Here is a 19,634-nt window from a genome sequence, read left to right on the forward strand (position 1 = left end):
GGATCCGGCCGCAGCCTAAAAGTGGCACAAATCAAACCGAAATGCCTGGCACTATAAATCCGAAATGGGTGGCACAAAACGAACCGAAGTATCCACGCCATCAGAAACCGCGAAAATTGTGGTAGAAAGTTTTTATGCTAAAGATAATAACACTCTAAAAAAATATACAACTTCCGATGGCTACGATAGTTTGATAATGATTCAGAGTTTAGTGCCAGACGCAGATAATGATGCAAGTGTTACAATATCAGATGAAGTTATCGAGACTGATATTGCGTGGGTCAAATACAGTTCTAATTATGATAGTAAGCCTGGTATCTTTAAACTCGTCAAAGAAAATGACCAATGGAAAGTGACTAATAAGGGTCCGAGGGAAAAAGGGCCTTTTTAAAGAAGGATTCTTTTTTGATTTTTAGTTTTTATCGAGATTGATTTCCCAATAGCCCTGTGTGCCACCTTTACGTATCAGAACATCTTTGTTCTTAATAGCTGTAATATGTTTACCAACAGCAGATTCATTAATACCTAAAGCTTCAGCTATTTCATTGTAAGTTATAGAAGTATTTGCAGCAATAAGTTTAAGAACTTCTTGCTGTCTTTTAGTAAGTGTAACAGCAGCATCAATTTCGGCATCTGTTACACTACCTCTTACACCACCTCTTACACCACCTATTTGACCACCTTCTTCAACAGCAGTTTCTTTAGTCGTAAAAGTCATTCTAAGAAAGTTATCTGAAAAACTAAAACTTTCTTTTCCGTAGTGTTCCAAAATACGAGGGATGCCAGAACCCAATTGCTCTACCAGTTCCAAATCCTTGAAAATACGCATCAGTTCCTTGTTCCGTGGAACTGAAAAGCCCTCGAAAAATTCTTGCTTACTCAGCCCTTCAGGTAAACCACCTGCCGAAGTGATTTCAATTCTATCGGTAAAGATTTCAAACTTTGGGGTAATCTCATTTGTATAGTCGTTATGCACAAAGGCATTAATGATAGCCTCTCGTAATGCAATGGGATTCCAAAGATTAGCCTGCTGCCTTTCCTTCGCTGTAATTCTTGTTGTAGTTCTGTTCTCTACCGCAATTTTATCAATGACTTGCTTTGTAGCTTTTACCAGACATTCGTGACCGTATTCGTTACTTTCTATTAAGTCTGTTCGGGTTGTGCCGGAATACTTGGCAACCTTTATAGAGGTATTGTTTTTATCTGCTAAAAGATAGGCGGCATAATTGAATGCACCATCCTCGGTTAGTAATTCTAAATTCTTTGAAAATGCTTTTCCTAGCGTATATCCAGATTCCTCATAGTAAATTTTCAACTGGCTAAAGCTCAAATCCTGCCGACTAGCTTTAATCTTACTTATGGAATTTCGCGTGCGCTTCGCAAAGAGCTCATCAATCATTTTTTGTGACATCGGTTCAGCAGCTGAACCCAAACGAATGAAACAGCCCTTTTCGCTCATTCCATATTTTTTTAGATGATATGGTTTTTCTGGACCGCTGGCAACAATAATTTTTAGAATGTTCTTGCCATCCCTTTCCTCACTCACAATATCGAACAAACCAAGTGCTGAAGGACGGATATTATTCTTTAACCTGTCTTTAATTTTCAACTGGTCGCCATCAGCATCTGCCAAACCATAAGTGTTTCCTTCCTTATCAATACCTATATATAGAATACCACCTTCACGGTAGTTTAGAAATGCGATAACCTCTTTTTCAAGTCCATCGGTAAGTTCTTGTTTATATTCTATACGGTTTGTTTCGGTCATTGTTTAAAAAGGTAAATCATCATTATAATCATCGTCCTCAGTTGTTGGTTCTTCGACTGGTAAAATCGGTTCTTGCTGTGCCTCTAAATCTTCCTCTTCTGTCAATTCTTCTTCATCAAAAATATCAGAAATTTTGTTTAACATATCTTCGAGATTTTTAGTTTCTTCTTCAGAAAGATTTCCAAAATCAGTATCGTCAATAGTATTATTTTCAAGAAGTTGTTTAATCATTTCCGTATAAGTAAACTCAACAGGAATAGTTCCTTGCTGTATTTTGACAGTTATATCATTATTTTCTTCTTTATTGAATATCAACTTCATTATTCGCTAAATTTTTTGAGATTATACTTTTTTACTCTCTTTTTAATTGATGATTTACCACCGTCGGTAATTTTGGCAATAAGGTCAACAACACTTGTCCCTTCAATTTCGCCTTCTAGCGGACTTGATTTTATTATAAGTTTGTTATTGTCATTTCTACAAAGAATTATATTCTGTGCATCTGCTAGCATCGGTATCGTCGCATTGTGAGAAACTAAGATTATTTGTTTTTTGCTTTTTATTTTTTTAACAGCTGTAACCAAACCTTTGTTTATATAATCGGTTGCCAAATTATCTTCTGGTTGGTCAATAATTATTGGTGCACTATCCTTATCATATCCTAAAATTATATCTAAAATTACCGACGTTTTCCACCCAGGACTAAGTTTATCAAATTCACGACCATCATTAGTTATTATTTTATACTTTTTCTTATTTAGCTCTTCGAAGCTATTATAAATCCTATTTTCAAAATCATCGTAATCGTGAACTTTAGGTTTCTGTTTTTTGAAATTGCTTTCATATAATAGTTCTGGTGTGATGTTCTCAAAACTAGTTATCTTATTTTTTAAGAAGTGATTAACTACCTCAATAAATTTATCCGTGCTAAGAATGAAATCATTCTCAATGTACAGTTTATGTCCCATTGATTCTATCTCTTCTGAATCAAAATTGAGTGTATAACTCGAAATAGAATTTATAGTTCGATGAAATTTTCTATAGGCTCTAACATACTTTTTTAAAGAAATTAAAAGTTTATTGAAGCTTTGCCTTTTGGTTTGTTCTTCAGAATTTGAATGTCTTAAAACCTGGTTATAAGACTCTTGCTCGCTTTCAAGTAAATTTCTAACTTGTTTTTCTTTATTTGAAATATTCAAAACATCTGTTAGCTCAGTTTTGAGTTTATCCACCAAGTCCGAATCGTGGGTAATAAAAGGATATTTTGACAAGAAATTATCTATGGTTTCTAAGGAATTTACATATTCGTCATAAAGACCTTGAGAAAACCTTAACTTTTCGTTTTCCAATTCGCTCGATTGAAGATTATCATAGATGTTAGTTTCTAAGTTCTCTCTAGTTATCAATCTTGAAAGAATAGGAATAGTTTGTAAAGTTTGACTTTCTTCTTCAAGGACTTTTACGCTACTAATTAGGGAAAGTATATTCTTTTTAAATTCTCTCAACCCATTATTAATACTTGTTTTTATGTCATCGTCTCCTGGAAATGCTCTTTTAATTATATCAATATTCTCAATTTTATCTTCGCTAATATTATTAACTACTCCCATAATATAATTTTGAGAGAGGTAATGGGGTTTCATTCCAGATGGATTAACAATAGTGAATTTATCAACACCATACTGCTGGTATATTGAATCTTCAGTATCTTTATTTAAACATCTCACAATTGAATCGACAAGCAAAGTTTTTCCACTAGAAGAACCTCCAATTATTACATTTAATCCTGATGTTAATTCAATATCTATTTCGATATTATCTTGTTTGTGTGAAACAGATTGAATATTCTCTGAATAGAAGGTGGGCTTTATAGCTGAGTAAATTAATCTAGATTGTTCCGATAGTGATAATCTTAAGCCGTTAAAAGTAGGTTCTGCCAACATCCAAGTTGGATTGAATGGGTTTTTATCTTTCCCATTTGGGTAAGTAGTTGGCGTATAATTATCACTACAGGTTATAAGATTCACAAATTCATTTATTCCAAGTCGTTGGAAATAATCTTGTGTTTTTTCTAATCCTTTGTCTCCTCTTGCGGTAAACCCTTCAAAATGGTTGTAATAAACATTTCTTTCTAAAGTACTATCTAATTTTGTGTCTTTAGGAATGGATGTATTAAATGTAGCGTGAGATTGTCCGCCGTGTGGCAACAACATAAACTCGTAAGAATCGAATTTGTTAATTATTTCTTGAATTGTTGGTATTGTTGGGTCTCTTTTTTCAACCTCTTTTTTAGGGTATAATTCATCTAGTTTTTTATTAATATCATCAAGAATATCTCCTGTTATTTCTTTTAGGTCAAAATAGATATGGCAGTGATATGCAGGACAATTATCATAATTTCTAATGTGTAATTCTACTCCAAGAATTATATTTAAACTCAAGGCAACCGCTTTTAGATAAGCACTTTTGTTAACCATATTATGGTCAGTAAGTGATATTAAAAAGTCAGAATTACCATTGAATTCATGAATTTTTTTAACCAATAAATCAATATCATAATCTTCATTTACTTGATTAGGATTTGCAGATGTATGGATATGTGTATCTAAGTAAATTGGATTCAATATTATGTTTTTTTGGGTTATTGGCTGGCACTTACGGTCAGACAATAAAGATAATATTATCCTAATAATTTAACAGAAATAAACTTACAATGTTTGCAGTCAATAAATTCTTTAGTTAAATTATAGACCAGGCGTCAGAATAAACCCTTTCAAACGATACTTTTAAAAGCTCTTTTGAAATTATCACTACTCCTTGAGGATGACTCAAATATTTTCACAAGCTCAGACCAATAGCTTGGTGAAACTTCATCCTTTATCGACTGACATATTATTTTTGCTAACTGTTCTTCAAAATCTGTCCACTTCTCACTAACAATAATTTCAGTTCTAGGTGAATTAAGGTCTAAATCTCTTTCGCCACAAATATCTACTACCAAAATCAAAGGAAATGGCCAACTCAATTTTACTTGGTTGTTTTTCATCCGCCAAGATTGAGGAAACAGACTGGTTGGTACCTCAATTCCGTGCAGAGAAAGACGAGATTTTGACTTTGTTAAAATACTAGTGGAATCATCGGTTCTTATATCACCGTCATCACTAATTGTAATTGACTTTGAACTCTCATCTATTGAGTTAAGACTTATTTTAAGTTCTCTTTCGAGGGTAAACGTTTCTCCTTCAACCTCAATATCTCTAGAGTTAAGTTCAAGGTGCTTTACTGGCTTATCGTGACTTTCCAAAATTGCCACCGTAGCAGAACCGAGAATTCCAATATCCTCACGGTCAATTTTAATTTCAATAAGCTTAATGTTCTCATTTTCTTCCCAAGAATAATCCTTCAACACGTAAGATGTGATTTCCTTAAAACTGTTTATATTTCTAGTTTTTTTATGTGAAGTCGTTTCAATTCTGATATCGAAAGGGGGATTAGGAATAACACTTTCAACATTTTCAATAAACTTATCTTCAGACATATCCTCCCAAGGATTTTTATTTTTCCTTAAAATTAATTTTGTGGTAGTTCCAGGCTTGTCTCGCTTCCCTTCTTTTATCCAAAATATACTTTCTTGACCCTCAACAGTAATGTTATATGAATCGCTTGACTTATGGGGGCCATATACTTTTTTTGTATCGACAATCAAAACATCAGAAATCATAAAACAGGATAGAATACCAATCCCAAATCTTGATGTAGGGTGAAATTCTGCATTTGATTCCGCTTTAAGGTTGTAAAAATCTTTAGACTTATAAAAAGAAGAGCCAATTTTGGAATAGTAGTTATCTATGATATACTCGTCCATGCCAGTTCCATTGTCTATTATTTCCAGAACATTATCTCCATCTTCAGTATAATACTTTACTAAAATTTCAGGTTCATATAAATTTCCCCATTTGATTTCTTGTGCCTTTCTGAGTAGACACGCATCTATAGAATTTTGTAGCAACTCTCGTAAGGCTACCTCTGGGTTACCATAAAGTTTAGTTCCCATCAAAAGCTCAATAACTTGGGTTTTGCTAAGGTTGAATTTGGTATCCTTGTAGATATATAATGGGTTGTTCTTTATATCCGTTTTAGTCCTAATTTTTTCTCTATTTACCTTTAGGGGCAATTTTATATGTAAGTCCCTTTCTTTCGCAAAATGGAAATCGTTTAAGGTCGATATAATATTATTTGCTAGGCTAAGCTCGTGGTCTATCATTGAACAGAACTCGTGGATGGAAGCTTCAATGACCGGATGTGAACATTTAGCACTAAACTGAATTAGGTCAGGGCTAATTTCCCAAGCCTCAACAGCTCTGTGCTTGTTCCATTCTTTTACAGAAATTGGATTTCTTACATACAAATGAGAGTATAAAATTTTAGGGGTTCTCTTACCATCAAAATCTAAAATATCCGCTAACCTTAAAATTACACCCACTAGCGGTAAACAGCCATATATCCCCGGTCCACAAAGTAAATTTTTGTCTAGGTCTAAAAGCTTCAAAGCTTCCTCGTTATGACTATAGCAAATCTGTGCTAACTCTACTGTGAGGTCGGCATCACGGAACATCACTTTATTGGACCAGTCTTTCTCTATAATAGTCCTAGCCCTGTCGGCGTGAGTTTGCCTAATATATTCAGTTATTAAATAAGATTTTATCAGTTCTGCTCGAGAAAATTGACCTTTAGAAATTAATTCACTTAATTTTTTTTCATCTTCCGGTCTAGAGCTGTAAAATCTTTTAAAATCATCATGAAAACCTTTTTCTTCCGTACTTAAGTCAGGTTCATTATCCCATATTTTTTTCCAAGCTAAAACTTCCTTTTCATCTGGTGCCATACCGATGTCATGAAAAAAAGCACTGGCAATAAGTAATAACAATTCTGGTGACGAAAGCTTTTCAATTTTCTCTCGAGGTATAAGTCTTTCCATTAGGTGTAATACGCGAAACAAATGGTCTCCATCGTGTAACGTGAACTCACCCATATGTTTCAAAATGGTTTTTGTTCTTTGGAAAGCATATGAGGTCATTTTTTCTACAAGGGCTATAACCTCAGAATCCTTGTCAACGCATTTTTTCTTTAATGTGGTAAATAGTAAGCTCTTTTGTAACCTCAAAAGAAATTCATCTTTATAATCATCTATCATTCTATTCTATGATTTTATCGTTTTATGATACAGTTGAATAATATATAATTATCTACGCTAAGATTAAAGATTTAATGTGTCAAAATTTTAACATTTAATGATAATTAATCAAATATCGACCTAGCCTCATCATATACTCGCTCAAAATTAGCCTCTAAATCAGCCTGAGAAAACTGCTTTGATTCCTTCGGTAACTCTCTTTGAATATCAGCTAATTTAAACTGTACCTTCTTATCCTTTCCATCTGCATAGGTAATAAACTCGCCTTGCTTTAACCTAAAGAAAACGTCTGCTCTAATTTTTGGGATTTCTTTCTCTCCAGTTGTAATTCGTGTATCAAAATCGAGATTATGTCCACGACTTATGCTTTTGGTTGGGTCTTTGATAATTTCAAAAAAGCGTTCATAATATTTGGCGGTATCTGGGTCATTTACCTTACCGAAAAACTGATAGGATAGATTGCTTAATATTGCTTTACTTGCCTTATCGCCATACATCATATCGTTCTGAATTTTATCCTGCATTACGTAAATGGTAGCAATATCATAACTACGTAATGTTGCCGGAATACGGTGCATATTTAAAAGTCGTATGGTAGGTGCTTCTTCCATTAATACAAAAGACTGTCTCTGACCGCGCACACTCATTTGCTTCGTAATGGTATGGATAATAGTTGCTATGACTGGCGAATAAGAAGTTTCAAATTTGGGGTTGTTAACGACCGATATAATTCCTGGGTTTTCCTCATTATTGATATTCAAGGGTACTTCATCTGCGGATAGTGCCATAAAAATGCGTTGTGTGCTAATTCGTTTCAGGGCGTTGGCCAAGGTGCTTTTTACACCAGCGGTCTGCCTATCTGAATCCTTTCCGCTAATAAAAGCATCTGCCATTGCTCGTGATGTTGTGTTGGTTTCCAAAAACTGAATAATGCTATCCGTGTCTAAAAATTGATAAATAGCAATTAAATGGGGAAGTGTACAAAACTCTGGATAGTCGATTTTTAATTTCCAAATCATTCCGCCAATCAATCCTTCGGCAGCATCGTTAAAGAATTTTGTTGTTCCTGTTGTTCCGCTTTCTCTTTGCTCTAAAAGGTTTTCAATTAATACCCTTGACACCTCGTTTACACTTTCCTCATTCTCTAAATAACGTGGGGCAATAGGATTTACTCTGTGGATGATTTTATCGAAGGAAATAACCTTAAATGGAATATCGCTATCCTTGAAAAGAGGGTAAGCCATTTCGGTAAGTTCAAAGTCTTTGTAGTCGTGAATGATTCCGCAAAAACTCTCTTTCCGGAAATGTTTTAGAAATCCATAAACTACACTTTCGGTTTTTCCGCTTCCGGCGGATCCGATGACGGATGCGCCACGTTTAATATTATCTAATTTGAAGTTTCCTTTCTTCGAAGCAAAATTGACTTGATACTTTCTATCGCCATGTTGCGAGTTTTCAGTTTTATGCAGAAAAACATATAATCCTATATTAATTAGCATTAGAGGGCACACCAAATAAAGTAATATCAATACTAATTCATTCTCTTCAGAAATAGAGAATATGAGAAATGAAAGCATTACCATATTCAAAAGAAACGCATACTTGCATACTCGAAACATCGCATAGAAAACAGTACTGGTTAGACCAATAATTGAAAGTATTGTTATGACATTATCTATCTGCATACCAATTAGATTCCGATGGAACTTGATTTAATTGCTATTTCTGCACCACGTCTTAACCGTTTGAAAACTCGAAGTGCCATTTGCGCTTGACTAACTGGAATGCTGGGAACGATTGGCAATCCCGTTTTCGTCATCATTTTGAAAGCCAATGCTCTTTCGTTAGCTGGTAATTTCATCAAAGCAGCAAAGTAGAGCTTTGGATTTTTTACAAAATCCTTACGTGCCTTATAGGTCTCTGCAAAGTTTCGTTTATAGCCAAAAGTCTTGTCAAATGTCTTTTCTGCTTTCTCAAAAAATTTATCTCTGTCAAAACCTCGTTTCACATTCTTACCGTGCATTTCAACTTCTGAAGCTTTGTGCTTGCTTCCTGGGGAAAGGCTAACAGAGTTGGAAGCGTCCTTTCTGCTCACGATGATATGGATATGACTTTGGTTTCCATCTTTTCGCATTCCCTGGACTATCCGTTTTCCATTTTGTTGATGTGGTGCTTGGCGTTCCAGTTTAGCAATTTCCTTTTTCATCTTTTTAATATTCCCCTCAGCTCGTCCTTCTTGAATGTTTCGGATATCTGTTTTGAGATGAAGTATTTTTGTAGCGAATGGTTGGTTTTCTTTTATCTGTTTATCCGTTCCCTTAAAGGTGCGTTGATGTTCAATTTTTGCATAATATTTTATGTCGTTGATTGTAATAGGTCGTCCATTAATTTCCCTATTAAAACTGCCAACATAATCTTTCATCAATTCACGAGTGTAGGTTTTTAAATCTTGGCTGTTGTTCTGAAGTTTTCGTAATTCATATTTTGAAGGACTGACTGTAATCGAATAAAACTTAGGTTCTTTCTTTTTCAATTTTGCTGTGTTCCCATCAATTTCTTTTACCACTTCTTCAGCGGAAATTTCATCGCCATATTGATTGAAAAAGTGTTCCATATCGTGACGTTCCAAGCCTTGATTTTCCTTCTCTAAATACCCTACAAAATCAGCCGAACTTTGTGAATAATTGTTGCCTAATTTTTGAGGTGTTATTGTAATGTACATAGCTCAAAAATTTATAGTTGGTTACTTGGGTTTTGCTTTTCTCGAAAGCGAACTTCCTTCTTTTCTTCGGCATATTTTTTTTCTACAATCAGCGGTTTTTTGGTTGGTTCTTCTGTTTCAAAAAGAGATTGAATCATAGCCACCGTAGGTTTGGTTTGAGTCTTTTCGACATCCCGCATTATGGCAATGACCGCATTTATTCTTTTGAGTAATTTAGCTTCAATTGTACGTCCAGTCGGTCCTAATTTTTCCTTTGGCGAAATTTCATTGTAGAAGAAAAAATCCAACATTGTGGACATTGCTTCGGTGTGCGATTTGAAGTAAGTGCGTGAGAAAGTTTGGAAACGTTTTGCGGTTTCCTTTTTAAATCTAATTCCAGTAAATGAGTCCATATTTCGCCGATTTGTCGCAAAATCTTCCCTAAAAATGGGCGTTTCCAGCCCGTTTGTCGCAAATCATTGATTGTTAAGAAATAATAATAAATTTAATTAACTGATTTTCAGGTAATTAAAAACGAAAAGGAATCCGAAACATCGCGCAGCGTGTTACCCTCTTGCTATTCCTTTTCGTCCCGCTCGCGGGACAAAAATCCATACAATCCGGCTAAAAAGCCGATTGCCATTTTCAAGGAAAATGATTTTCCAGTATGTTTAATTTCGATGTGTAAGGGTATCGGCGAAAGTCAAAAATTGGATAACCTTACTTTAATTTGTGCGCTGAATTTCAGCAATGTAAAGATACATTTTTTTCTTGAATTGGATATGAATTGCATACAAAAACACCTCCAATAAATTGAGAGGTGTCGGATTTAAAAATTGACAAAATTATACATTGAATACGTATGTGTAAGAATACAAATTCCGAAGTGCTTCTTCCTCAATTACCGTTTCAAAACAGATATAATTTTCCTTTACGTATTTACGGATAGCATCCCCAAATTTTCGTTCCACATCTTTTTTAGAATTTTCTAAAAGTCGGTTTTGAGCCTCTTCGCTCAAGTCTGTAAAATTGAGATATACCATAGCTGTTTATTTTACAAAATTCCGTTATCAGAAAAACTATAGTAATCGCCATTAGGCGCAAATATCAAATGGTCAAGAATGGTAATGTCGAATAGTTTGGAAGCGTTTTTAATCTTGTTCGTTAAACTCTTATCTGCATCACTAGGTTGCAATTTTCCGCTTGGGTGATTGTGCGTTAAAATTATAGCTACTGATAGAGATTTTAAAATGACTGCAAACAATATCCGCAGGTCTATTTGAGTGCTTGTAATTCCACCCTGTGAAAGTTGATACACCCCTTTTACCTTATTGCTATTATTCAATAATACGACTTTAAAGGTTTCTTGTACGCCTATTGTGTCTTTGTCCCAATCCTCATATAATAGTTCAGCTGCATCTTGTGAACTGCTAATTTTCTGCCACATTGAGGATTTCAGCCCACCTTTGTAGCTTATTTTTATTTCGTTAACTTGTGCTTTCATTGTTTATAGTATTAAAAATGTGAATAATGAAAAAGAGGGCGCATATTTAGACGGTTACGCCCTCTTTCATTTTAGGTTTACTTATCGCCTTTACTTCCAAGTAAAAGGATTTCATCGGCTACCACTTCCGTTACATAGCGTTGTTCGTTATCATCAGTTGTATAGCTTCGAGTTTTTAGTTTTCCCGATATTCCAACTTCTTTGCCTTTTTGAACATACTTTTCTACTATTTCAGCAGTCTTGCCCCAGGCTACTATTGTATGCCAATTTGTATCTGTTTGTTTTTCGCCTTTGCTGTCTTTGTAATACTCATTTGTGGCTAATGAAAAACGGGCTACTTTCTTACCGCTTTCAAGGTTCGTAATTGTTGGTTCTTGTCCAACGTTTCCAATTAACTGTACGTGATTTTTAATAGTACTCATAATAAAATATTTAAGTGATTTATATTCCCCTATTGATTTAAAACAGATTAAATTTTAAGGGGTGTTTGTTCTTTTCTTTCGTGCACCGCACAATGGATAGAGTGGGTTTTGTCAAGACTTTTAGGGAATAAATCAGGTGTGTTTGCGACGTAGTAAAATCCTTGGATTTTCAAGGAAGTAGAAACCTTATTTTTCACTAAAACTCTGTATAGTCTTGACAAGTTCCATAAGGGCATTAGCAATTCTTTTAAACTCAGTTGCGTTTGAGCGTACCGGCAGTTAAGCGAAATAAGTAGCTGTGGTTAAATTAGAATTGGTTATGTCGTGCCTGTTTTTCGACGACCCGAAAAACAATAAAGGCTTTATCCATTATAAACCCCTTAAAATGTGTAAGACAGCGGTTCGGTTTTTAAGAATTTTCGAGGAAGCACTCAAGAAGGGCTTACCGCAAATTCTGTTAAGAAAACCGAAGTGATGGCTTTCCGCTTTGGCAAGCGGACTTAATTCACAATTTTGGCAATGGAATGTAGTGTTCCTTCCCAGAGTATCGGGAAGGGTTAACGGAATGGAAAGCTGAAATTGTGAATTGTGTCCAAGACTTAAGTAGTGAAGCTCTTTCTCCGAAATGTAGCTTTTCGCGAAATGAAGGGGAAAGTGCTGAGGGGATTATAAAACTTGTTTTCAATTAAAGGCTAATATTTTTTTACAGAGAGTAAACTTGTCCTCAAAAAAGTTCTTTCTAGTTTTCAGGCAACATCTTTTTCTCTGATTTTTCAGCCACTTTTAATTTATCTTTTAGAGCTTTTCTTCTTTTATCATAAATCCATCTTCTCAGTTTATTCAAAAGTCCCACTTCATATTCCGAAAGCTTTTTAGGTGCTATTTCTTTCATTGCATTTAATTGGTCTGTATTCTTAAACTGACGTGCATATTGAAGACCTAACCAAGTATAAATATTTACCCATTCAGTCGGCATTGGTGCTTCATACGTTCTGGGCATCATATATGCTAAAGCCTCAGTAAGTGAAGCCATTTCTTCTTGTTGCATTGAACATAACAGTCGTGATAATTTTACATTATTCAGTAAGTCTTTAGGAATTATATCCTGCCAAGCGGATTTAAAAACAATGATTGGGCTGGTAAGACAATCCATAAAATTGAAGACAAAATCGTTACTAGGCTTTTTATTAGGCTTCAATGTTTTTTCCTTTGCTTGTATAGGTTCGCACTCAAAACCGAAGTCGAGCTGTACCATTTTTATAGTGTTCATAATGTTTGGATTTTAAACCTGTCTATAAACAGGTACGATTAAACTTTAAGTGTAAGAGAAAATCCAGTTTGGATAGGTACTGGATAAACCTTTAAATATCTCTAAGCCATTTCATAGACTTGATCAAATAATTTCTTATCCAACCGCTCTTGTTGGCCAAAACTCTTCTTCAATGTATTATGCAGTACCGAATTAAAGGCATTATAGCCTAACCATAGATTCGGTTCTTCATTGAGCAACAAGGCTTCGTAGTTCAAAATCTCAATGACCTCACGAGACTTTTTTGAAGGGTCGCTATTCTTATCACTACACTCATATCTAAACAGTTTCGTTCTGTCAAGAATGGCCTTTACGAACTCTTGCGTATCGATAATTTTAAATTCTTTCATCTTATCAAATTTCTTGGTAATGGTATAGAACTCATTATCCAAAAACTTGTCAAACAAGTTGTTCAACCTTGGCATAATAAGGTGTGTATTATTCTTACTGTGCTTAATGGAAAACTCAATTTCTGCCTGAGAAACGTGCAAACCGTTGGAACATACTTTTCTGTAAAAACCAAAGTGGCCAGAGGTCTTTTCGCTACCATCATAAGAGTTTTTAAACCGAAGCATAGGCAGTATCAAATCCTCTTTATTTTTCACAGAGAATTGACTTTTATCGTCAATGATGAAATCTGTAATAAAAGACCTATCATTCTTATTGATGGTGCTTTTGTGATAGTTCAGTTGTGCGTCGGATAGCATTTCTTCAGCTTTCTTGAAGAATAATTGATTCGGAATATGTCCGTAGCTGTTCGATACTACATTGACAATTTTACCATTTGAAATTATGACGTTTTCAAGTCCACGTCTAGATTCCATCTGTGTAAGAGATTTTAAGGATTTCATTTCTGATGGAACAAAGATTTCATCCTGCTGTAAATTTTGTAAATACATAGCTTTTGAATTTAGATTAAACGTTATTTAAGAGCATTTGATAATGTTTTGGATATTTATCCCTGTAATAGGCCAAATGGCTTTCGCCACTATCAATGATGTAATTTTCACCACTTTGTTCATAATGCTTTTCAGCTTCTTGTAGCGAAATTTTAGGCTCTTCGGATACTCGTTTCATAATGATATATTTTGATTAAACAATATTTGAGCAGTACTCAAACGGAAGCTAAAATCTCAGCTCAAAAGGAAACGGAATAAATAAGCGATGGTAGAAGAAATGGCTTTATGCCGTAGTCTTTTGATGGGTGTATTTTACGAGTTTACCTTTGCGCTAACTATTGATTGATAACCCCTTCCTTGTAAATACATCTTTTAAAAAACTATCATAAAAAAGAAAAAGGCCAGCACGAATGCCGACCCTTCTTCAAACAACAAAAGCTACTCGTTGAGTTCCTGAACTTGCATTTCAAGAACTGTGATGCGTTCTTTCAAACGTGTTTCACGCTTGCTTCTTTTCTCAGCATATTCCTTTTCTATGCCGGTAATCTGGGATTTGTAATACCCTTGCATCGCATTATAGAATGAAATGTTCGTCAGATTGTTGACGTGATTGCTTTCGCCAAAATGCACTTGCTTTGTGAGCATATACCGTATTAACTTGTGAAAGATTTCCTTTTTGAACTTCCTCTTGAAATTCTCGACCATTTCAACTTTGGTCATCTTGGATGTGTTGCCCAATAATTTTGAAAAGTATTTTTGTCGACCTACATAATCCACATTGTTTTCAAATAGCGATATCGAGAACGCCACCATTTCATCTACCGAAAGTGTCTTCTTCGTATCGATGTATTTCGTCTCTCGAATCATCTGCACAACTTCTTCAAACTGCTTGTTGTTCTCTATTTGCTTCTTGCGGATTTCCCTTTCGTTGATTTTAACGATTTGTTCTTCAGGCGTACAATCTGCCATTTTTCTGTTGGCCAATGGTGCCGAATAATCTGTTGATTCATCTTTCGATTTTTCAACAATTTTTATGAAGACTTCTTTATTCCTGTAAGTTTCAGGATGGAACAAAATGCCATTGACGAATCCATTTTCTTTCGCTGAATTGTATTCTTCCAAAGCTTCACTGTGATTCTGCATTGCTTCATCCAATTCGGCCTTTAATTCATCTTCAGAATAATCGTAATGTTGATATTCTTCCTGAATAGTTTTGATTGTTGGCTCAATCGGATTCTCTATAATTTCAACATCGTCCAATAGATAGACTTTTAATCCGTTTTTTTCCAATTGTGATATAATGAGCTGATTGCTTTCGTCATCTGCCCAATACTGTCGTATATCAGGGATTAAAAGGATATTCTCTTTCTTAGACTTTTCAATCAGGTTCAAGAACGATTTACTTTTCTTCGTCTCAAAACAGGCTGCTTTCGTACAGACCATTTTTCCTTCGCCGAACAGATTGCCTTGATTTGCTACATTGAAAGGACATTCCACACAAGACCCAACTTTCGGGACCAATTTTTTATCGGTAACATCAAACGATGCTTTTTCCAAGTCATAAGTCTGGTCTTTAATCGCCCTGTTTATCTGGTGTGCATTGAAATCCTCGCCCATCGTTTCCAGCATCATCTGCTGTTCTTCGGGTTCAAAGAGCGCTACACCTACACCCAATGAGATTGTCATTTCGCCATTGCGGACAAAGTGCTTGAAACCGTCAATCAATCCTGCCAGTTTAAGTCGCTGTCTGATGAAGTTATCAGTTCTACCCAATCGCTTCGCAATTTCGGTAGGTGTATATTTCTCGCTTAGGTAAGCAATCGCCTCAGCTTCTTCGGTAGGCTCTACATCTTTTCTTTGCAGATTTTCAATGATTTGAACTTCCAGAACATCATTGTTCTCGAAGTTTTTGACAATACACGGTATGGTTTTCTTGGAAGCTAATTTGCTTGAACGATACCGACGCTCGCCCATAACGATGACGTAATGACCATTCATTTGTCTTACGGTAATGGGTTGCAGTACACCATACGTTTTGATACTTTCTGAAAGCTGAACTAACTGTTTTTCATCAAAAGTCTTTCTTGGCTGTTTTGGGTCAGGCTTAATTTTGCCAATTGGCAGATTCTGAATTTGAAGTGCTAAGGTTTTCTTTCCATTCACTACTTCTTTGGCAGCTACTTTTGTTTTGCTGCGCTTCTTTGCGGTACTCGCTTTTGTTGTCATAATACTCAAATTTTTGATTAAACAATATTTGAGCAGAAACCAAACGGAAGATAAAATCTTAGCTCAAAAGGAAACGGAATAAATAAGCAAAGGAAAGAGCGTTGGCTTTATGCCGTAGTCTTTTGATGGAAGTATTTTATGAGTTTAAATTGCGGATATATTGTATGATAATAAACCCCTCTAACGAAGAAAAAACTTTGAGATATTGCAAAAAAAATATTATTTCCAAATACAAGAAATTGGGTTTGATATCGAATACAGGAATCTAATGTCAAACTATATTAAGAGAAGACAAACAACGACTAATAAATTATCTAGAGGTTAAGAATTAAATATTTAAAAGAGTTATAGCAATAGTCGATATCAACCCCAACATAAATATAATTACTGAGAACAATAAAATTCTTTGTTTTATAGTAATGGTCTTTCCTAAAAAATAAAGGTCCGTAATCAATTCGTCATATACTGTCTTGCCAGTACTCATAATTCTATCAAATTCCTCTTTAAACTCTGTTAGAGTTTGATTGGAAAAATTTTCAGCATAAAGGGTTCCTTTATATCCACTTTTCCTAAAACTCTTCCCTATGTACCTGTGAGGCAACATACTGGCAATAGCAAAAACCATAGATAGCATACTGCATATTACCAAAATTTTTAGGGAAATACTGTGTTCGGTTATTTGAGCTTCCCAGTTTAAGATTTGTATTCCGAAAAGTAAAGAAGTAATTATGGAATTTACCGTAAGTACAATCCTTGCTTTATTATCAACCATTTTTAATAGGTTATAATGATTTTTACTAACCGTTCTAAATAGCGTTTGTATTCCACGAGTGTCGTACTTATATAGTTTTTCGTTAATAAGCTTATCTTGTTTCATTAGTAAAATTGTCATAATGTAACAGCTTATCGATTTCGTTCTTGGTTTGCTGTATCCTATTTATTGAAATATGCATTTTTTGTAAAATACCGAGATTGGAATATAGTTCTTTGATGAGAATAAAATCTGTTGCTATAAGCTGTTGTTTCTCTTTTTTGGTTAAGGTGGTAAGGGCCGTTACGGGATATAGGCCATAGCTATCAATGTTGATTTTCATCCCATTTCCTTTGGGATAATCCCAACTTAAAAGAGTTAGTCCAATACACTTTCCATAATCTATAGCATCTTTTGTAAAACGCGTATTGGTGACCAACCAACCCTGTTTTAAGTTTGTATCGTTTTTAGGACTGGCATTCCAGAACTTTTGAACATCTAAAAATCTTGAGTTTATGTATAAAGGTACTTTTACATTGCTTGTGGCTTTTGAATCTGAATGAAACTTACATTCTATGGCATATACACTACCATCTTTTTCCGCCAACACATCTATTTCGTGGGTAACACAATGGCCTTGTAAAATAACACCAACTTTAGTATCATAGCCTTTTTCTTTTAATAAAGCACCTATTAAGCGTTCAAACGGATAACCGGTTGGTCCCAATTCAAAAAGAGCCCGTTTTAGACTATATCTGGAAGCAAAAGCACGGTCAAACTTCTTTAAAATCGAAAAAGCCTTTTTATATATTTCGTTGGTTGAAATGCCATTATAAATTTGATGGTTTACTTGATTGATAATGACATCAACCTGGTTGCTGGTTGCACCGCAAGAACGTAATGAATATCTTAATTTGTCTTCAGAATAAAACTCCTTTTCTTCTGAATTTTTGGTAACTATAATTTGGTCCTTGTTCATAGTTCAAGTATTTTAAAATCGTAAAATTTCAGTCATAATTCCAAACCGTATCACGTCCAATTGATGTTGAAAATAGATATTGTAGTAATCCATACCGTGATAGAATTGCACAAAAAACCCAATATCCTCTAAAAATTGTGGGTGGTAATAAAAGGTCACTCCCGCATTAATACGGTCTACATCAAAAAAATCAAGATCATTGTATTGGTCCAACATTAAATTGGTTTCCAATTTCAGTGAAAAATGTGGTCTTTGGCTGCTTTTGCTATTGCCAAAGGGTATCTTAAAAGCTGTAAATGAATTATGCCATCGCAAACTGCTATATGACCCCTCAAGTTCTTCAAGCATCCAGCTTTTTGGGTGTACTTCAATTGAGCTTTTAAGTACTTTTATTGCATTGAGTCGAGAGCTGTATGAAGATTTTAAAATACCCAATTCAAAATAGTTTGTTGCAAAATTTCCTGTAAGTAAATTTATGGAACCATCCTCATTATAAAACGAACGATCTTGACCGTTTGAGTGATGGGCTATTTTACCAAATATTGATAAGGTATTATTGATATTATTTTGTTTGGCTAAATAATAAAAAGAAACTTGTGGTATGTAACTCGGTGTTCTCACAGGATAGGATGCTTCATTATACATTCTTATTACAATCTGTGGGGTCAAAACGGCCATCAGCTTAGAATCCTGTCGTTCTCTTATAATGAATGAAGGATTTACGTTGGCTTCAAACATTAATGGTTCCATATTACCTATATCCAACGGGAAAGTGATATAGCTATCGGTTTGATTAATAAGTGCAATTTTAGATAAAGTCAGCTCTGGTAAAATAGAATCTACTTCTTGCGCAAATGCAAAAAAATTGCAATTAATTAACAATAATAATATGTATACCCTGTATTTCATTGCTACTTATAAATCACTTTAACAGTGATAGTTTTGTCACTATTTAAGTTAAAGCTGGCATCTTTAAAATTTGGACGGTTGGACAATCCAAAATCAATATAATTTGAAAACCCTACACCTTCTTTAGGTAAGGGCAGCATAAATTTTTTGTCGATTTTACCATTATTATTTTCGTCGTGCAACACGGTAACAGCATAGCTTCCTTCTGGCAGGTTATTGAATACGACCTTGGCATTTCTATTTTCGATTTCCGTATTTTTCATTTTATAGTAACGCTTAAATTTTTCATCAGGCAAACTGCCTTTCGAATTGTAAAGCGTTATAATTGCTTTTCCATTAGAATTCTTTAAGTTTTCAATTGAAACAGTAAGGGTATGTTCTTTTAACGTTGTGTCGTTGTGTGGTATAAATACCCAACAACTTAATAGTATGTATAATAATGCCTTCATTTTTTTAATAATTTTTTAGTGATTCCTATAAATCCAATGGTGAGCACAATTCTAAAAATCATTGCACCAACAGTTTTAGTTTCATAAAGACCTCCCATAATTATATGAACAATCAAGCCTATAAAGCCAATAGATAAAAGGATTAAGGCCGTCAATAACAGTTTAAAAGTCCATTCTTTTCTTTTATAGAGCCCATATGCTGCGGTTAAATACAGGATAGAGCACAAAAAATTTGCACCCACTATAAAAAGCACATAATTTCCTTGTTTCGCTCTTACACCAAACCAATCAAGCATTCTAAGATAAAAACAAATTTTTAGGCAGCTAATTTTATAAACGGTTCATCTCTCTTGACCACGGCAAATATCCGCAATACTATTTTATTGGCCACTGCATTTAAAACTGATAGTTTGTGCTTTCCTTCTTGTGTTTTTCTTTGATAATATCTTTTCAGTTGTGGATCGTGCTGTATGGCACTTCCTGCAGCCTTGAACAATATGGATTTTAAAGTTTTGTCCCTGAG

Annotated in this window: 20 protein-coding genes and 1 pseudogene; 1 reads left to right on the top strand and 20 read right to left on the bottom strand. The window is 34.6% G+C overall.

Going from position 1 to position 19,634, the window contains the following annotated elements; genetic code table 11:
* The first annotated feature begins 64 nt into the window (after positions 1–64).
* Positions 65–391, top strand: coding sequence for a hypothetical protein (locus MWU84_RS22420; RefSeq protein ID WP_246906047.1), 327 nt, complete (start codon positions 65–67; stop codon positions 389–391).
* Positions 392–412: 21 nt separating this feature from the next.
* Here MWU84_RS22420 and MWU84_RS22425 read toward each other — a convergent pair whose 3' ends face one another.
* The 20 genes and pseudogenes from MWU84_RS22425 to MWU84_RS22520 form a co-directional block, all read right to left on the bottom strand.
* Positions 413–1,768, bottom strand: coding sequence for an RNA-binding domain-containing protein (locus MWU84_RS22425; RefSeq protein ID WP_246906049.1), 1,356 nt, complete (start codon positions 1,766–1,768; stop codon positions 413–415).
* 3 nt (positions 1,769–1,771) lie between these two features.
* Positions 1,772–2,089 carry a gas vesicle protein GvpK gene (gene gvpK / locus MWU84_RS22430; protein WP_246906051.1) on the bottom strand — a complete coding sequence of 106 codons (318 nt, stop codon included), beginning with the start codon at positions 2,087–2,089 and terminating at the stop codon, positions 1,772–1,774.
* The gene (locus MWU84_RS22435) at positions 2,089–4,392 is read right to left on the bottom strand and encodes an ATPase (RefSeq protein WP_246906053.1); all 2,304 of its coding nucleotides are present in this window, start codon (positions 4,390–4,392) and stop codon (positions 2,089–2,091) included. Before MWU84_RS22435 ends, gvpK begins: the two co-directional genes overlap by 1 nt.
* Positions 4,393–4,541: 149 nt before the next feature.
* Entirely contained in the window at positions 4,542–6,962 is a 2,421-nt protein-coding gene (locus tag MWU84_RS22440; RefSeq protein ID WP_246906055.1) for an ATP-binding protein, read from the bottom strand.
* Positions 6,963–7,066: 104 nt separating this feature from the next.
* Positions 7,067–8,647, bottom strand: a complete 1,581-nt coding sequence (locus MWU84_RS22445) for a type IV secretion system DNA-binding domain-containing protein (RefSeq protein WP_246906057.1) — start codon at positions 8,645–8,647, stop codon at positions 7,067–7,069.
* Positions 8,648–8,652: 5 nt separating this feature from the next.
* The gene (mobB, locus tag MWU84_RS22450) at positions 8,653–9,684 is read right to left on the bottom strand and encodes a MobB family relaxase (RefSeq protein WP_246906059.1); all 1,032 of its coding nucleotides are present in this window, start codon (positions 9,682–9,684) and stop codon (positions 8,653–8,655) included.
* Positions 9,685–9,695: 11 nt separating this feature from the next.
* The gene (locus tag MWU84_RS22455) at positions 9,696–10,076 is read right to left on the bottom strand and encodes a BfmA/BtgA family mobilization protein (RefSeq protein WP_246906060.1); all 381 of its coding nucleotides are present in this window, start codon (positions 10,074–10,076) and stop codon (positions 9,696–9,698) included.
* A 432-nt stretch (positions 10,077–10,508) separates the two neighbouring features.
* Complete coding sequence (locus MWU84_RS22460; RefSeq protein ID WP_246906063.1) at positions 10,509–10,706, bottom strand: hypothetical protein; 198 nt, start codon at positions 10,704–10,706, stop codon at positions 10,509–10,511.
* Positions 10,707–10,717: 11 nt separating this feature from the next.
* Positions 10,718–11,167 (bottom strand): JAB domain-containing protein, encoded by a 450-nt coding sequence (locus MWU84_RS22465; RefSeq protein WP_246906066.1) that lies wholly within the window; start codon positions 11,165–11,167, stop codon positions 10,718–10,720.
* Positions 11,168–11,244: 77 nt separating this feature from the next.
* On the bottom strand, positions 11,245–11,589 hold the full coding sequence (ssb, locus tag MWU84_RS22470) for a single-stranded DNA-binding protein (RefSeq protein ID WP_246906069.1): 345 nt from the start codon (positions 11,587–11,589) through the stop codon (positions 11,245–11,247).
* 739 nt (positions 11,590–12,328) lie between these two features.
* On the bottom strand, positions 12,329–12,859 hold the full coding sequence (locus tag MWU84_RS22475) for a hypothetical protein (protein WP_246906072.1): 531 nt from the start codon (positions 12,857–12,859) through the stop codon (positions 12,329–12,331).
* A gap of 101 nt (positions 12,860–12,960) precedes the next feature.
* The gene (locus tag MWU84_RS22480) at positions 12,961–13,797 is read right to left on the bottom strand and encodes a DUF932 domain-containing protein (protein WP_246906075.1); all 837 of its coding nucleotides are present in this window, start codon (positions 13,795–13,797) and stop codon (positions 12,961–12,963) included.
* 16 nt (positions 13,798–13,813) lie between these two features.
* Positions 13,814–13,975, bottom strand: a complete 162-nt coding sequence (locus MWU84_RS22485; RefSeq protein ID WP_246906078.1) for a hypothetical protein — start codon at positions 13,973–13,975, stop codon at positions 13,814–13,816.
* 260 nt (positions 13,976–14,235) lie between these two features.
* Positions 14,236–16,023 carry a ParB/RepB/Spo0J family partition protein gene (locus MWU84_RS22490; RefSeq protein ID WP_246906080.1) on the bottom strand — a complete coding sequence of 596 codons (1,788 nt, stop codon included), beginning with the start codon at positions 16,021–16,023 and terminating at the stop codon, positions 14,236–14,238.
* A gap of 328 nt (positions 16,024–16,351) precedes the next feature.
* Complete coding sequence (locus MWU84_RS22495) at positions 16,352–16,900, bottom strand: Pycsar system effector family protein (protein WP_246906083.1); 549 nt, start codon at positions 16,898–16,900, stop codon at positions 16,352–16,354.
* Positions 16,887–17,753 (bottom strand): restriction endonuclease, encoded by an 867-nt coding sequence (locus MWU84_RS22500; RefSeq protein ID WP_246906086.1) that lies wholly within the window; start codon positions 17,751–17,753, stop codon positions 16,887–16,889. The genes MWU84_RS22495 and MWU84_RS22500 overlap by 14 nt, the downstream gene beginning before the upstream one ends.
* A 12-nt stretch (positions 17,754–17,765) precedes the next feature.
* A complete protein-coding gene (locus MWU84_RS22505; RefSeq protein WP_246906089.1) occupies positions 17,766–18,662 on the bottom strand; it encodes a hypothetical protein in 897 nt (298 codons plus the stop codon).
* A 2-nt stretch (positions 18,663–18,664) separates the two neighbouring features.
* Complete coding sequence (locus tag MWU84_RS22510) at positions 18,665–19,111, bottom strand: DUF2141 domain-containing protein (RefSeq protein ID WP_246906092.1); 447 nt, start codon at positions 19,109–19,111, stop codon at positions 18,665–18,667.
* Positions 19,108–19,407, bottom strand: coding sequence for a hypothetical protein (locus MWU84_RS22515; protein WP_246906095.1), 300 nt, complete (start codon positions 19,405–19,407; stop codon positions 19,108–19,110). The genes MWU84_RS22510 and MWU84_RS22515 overlap by 4 nt, the downstream gene beginning before the upstream one ends.
* A 20-nt stretch (positions 19,408–19,427) precedes the next feature.
* Positions 19,428–19,634: pseudogene (locus tag MWU84_RS22520) on the bottom strand (IS110 family transposase); the annotation flags it as partial.

Origin of the sequence: Arenibacter sp. F20364, from assembly GCF_023015905.1 — a bacterium.
GTDB lineage: Bacteria > Bacteroidota > Bacteroidia > Flavobacteriales > Flavobacteriaceae > Arenibacter.

What these genes read in the sequence shown, in the direction of transcription:
- MWU84_RS22515 (WP_246906095.1), bottom strand. Translation starts at nt 19,407, where the DNA reads ATGCTTGATTGGTTTGGTGTAAGAGCGAAACAAGGAAATTATGTGCTT.
- MWU84_RS22510 (WP_246906092.1), bottom strand. Translation starts at nt 19,111, where the DNA reads ATGAAGGCATTATTATACATACTATTAAGTTGTTGGGTATTTATACCA.
- MWU84_RS22475 (WP_246906072.1), bottom strand. Translation starts at nt 12,859, where the DNA reads ATGAACACTATAAAAATGGTACAGCTCGACTTCGGTTTTGAGTGCGAA.
- MWU84_RS22425 (WP_246906049.1), bottom strand. Translation starts at nt 1,768, where the DNA reads ATGACCGAAACAAACCGTATAGAATATAAACAAGAACTTACCGATGGA.
- MWU84_RS22490 (WP_246906080.1), bottom strand. Translation starts at nt 16,023, where the DNA reads ATGACAACAAAAGCGAGTACCGCAAAGAAGCGCAGCAAAACAAAAGTA.
- MWU84_RS22445 (WP_246906057.1), bottom strand. Translation starts at nt 8,647, where the DNA reads ATGCAGATAGATAATGTCATAACAATACTTTCAATTATTGGTCTAACC.
- mobB (WP_246906059.1), bottom strand. Translation starts at nt 9,684, where the DNA reads ATGTACATTACAATAACACCTCAAAAATTAGGCAACAATTATTCACAA.
- MWU84_RS22420 (WP_246906047.1), top strand. Translation starts at nt 65, where the DNA reads ATGGGTGGCACAAAACGAACCGAAGTATCCACGCCATCAGAAACCGCG.
- MWU84_RS22505 (WP_246906089.1), bottom strand. Translation starts at nt 18,662, where the DNA reads ATGAAATACAGGGTATACATATTATTATTGTTAATTAATTGCAATTTT.
- MWU84_RS22485 (WP_246906078.1), bottom strand. Translation starts at nt 13,975, where the DNA reads ATGAAACGAGTATCCGAAGAGCCTAAAATTTCGCTACAAGAAGCTGAA.
- MWU84_RS22455 (WP_246906060.1), bottom strand. Translation starts at nt 10,076, where the DNA reads ATGGACTCATTTACTGGAATTAGATTTAAAAAGGAAACCGCAAAACGT.
- MWU84_RS22500 (WP_246906086.1), bottom strand. Translation starts at nt 17,753, where the DNA reads ATGAACAAGGACCAAATTATAGTTACCAAAAATTCAGAAGAAAAGGAG.
- gvpK (WP_246906051.1), bottom strand. Translation starts at nt 2,089, where the DNA reads ATGAAGTTGATATTCAATAAAGAAGAAAATAATGATATAACTGTCAAA.
- MWU84_RS22465 (WP_246906066.1), bottom strand. Translation starts at nt 11,167, where the DNA reads ATGAAAGCACAAGTTAACGAAATAAAAATAAGCTACAAAGGTGGGCTG.
- MWU84_RS22495 (WP_246906083.1), bottom strand. Translation starts at nt 16,900, where the DNA reads ATGAAACAAGATAAGCTTATTAACGAAAAACTATATAAGTACGACACT.
- MWU84_RS22460 (WP_246906063.1), bottom strand. Translation starts at nt 10,706, where the DNA reads ATGGTATATCTCAATTTTACAGACTTGAGCGAAGAGGCTCAAAACCGA.
- ssb (WP_246906069.1), bottom strand. Translation starts at nt 11,589, where the DNA reads ATGAGTACTATTAAAAATCACGTACAGTTAATTGGAAACGTTGGACAA.
- MWU84_RS22480 (WP_246906075.1), bottom strand. Translation starts at nt 13,797, where the DNA reads ATGTATTTACAAAATTTACAGCAGGATGAAATCTTTGTTCCATCAGAA.
- MWU84_RS22440 (WP_246906055.1), bottom strand. Translation starts at nt 6,962, where the DNA reads ATGATAGATGATTATAAAGATGAATTTCTTTTGAGGTTACAAAAGAGC.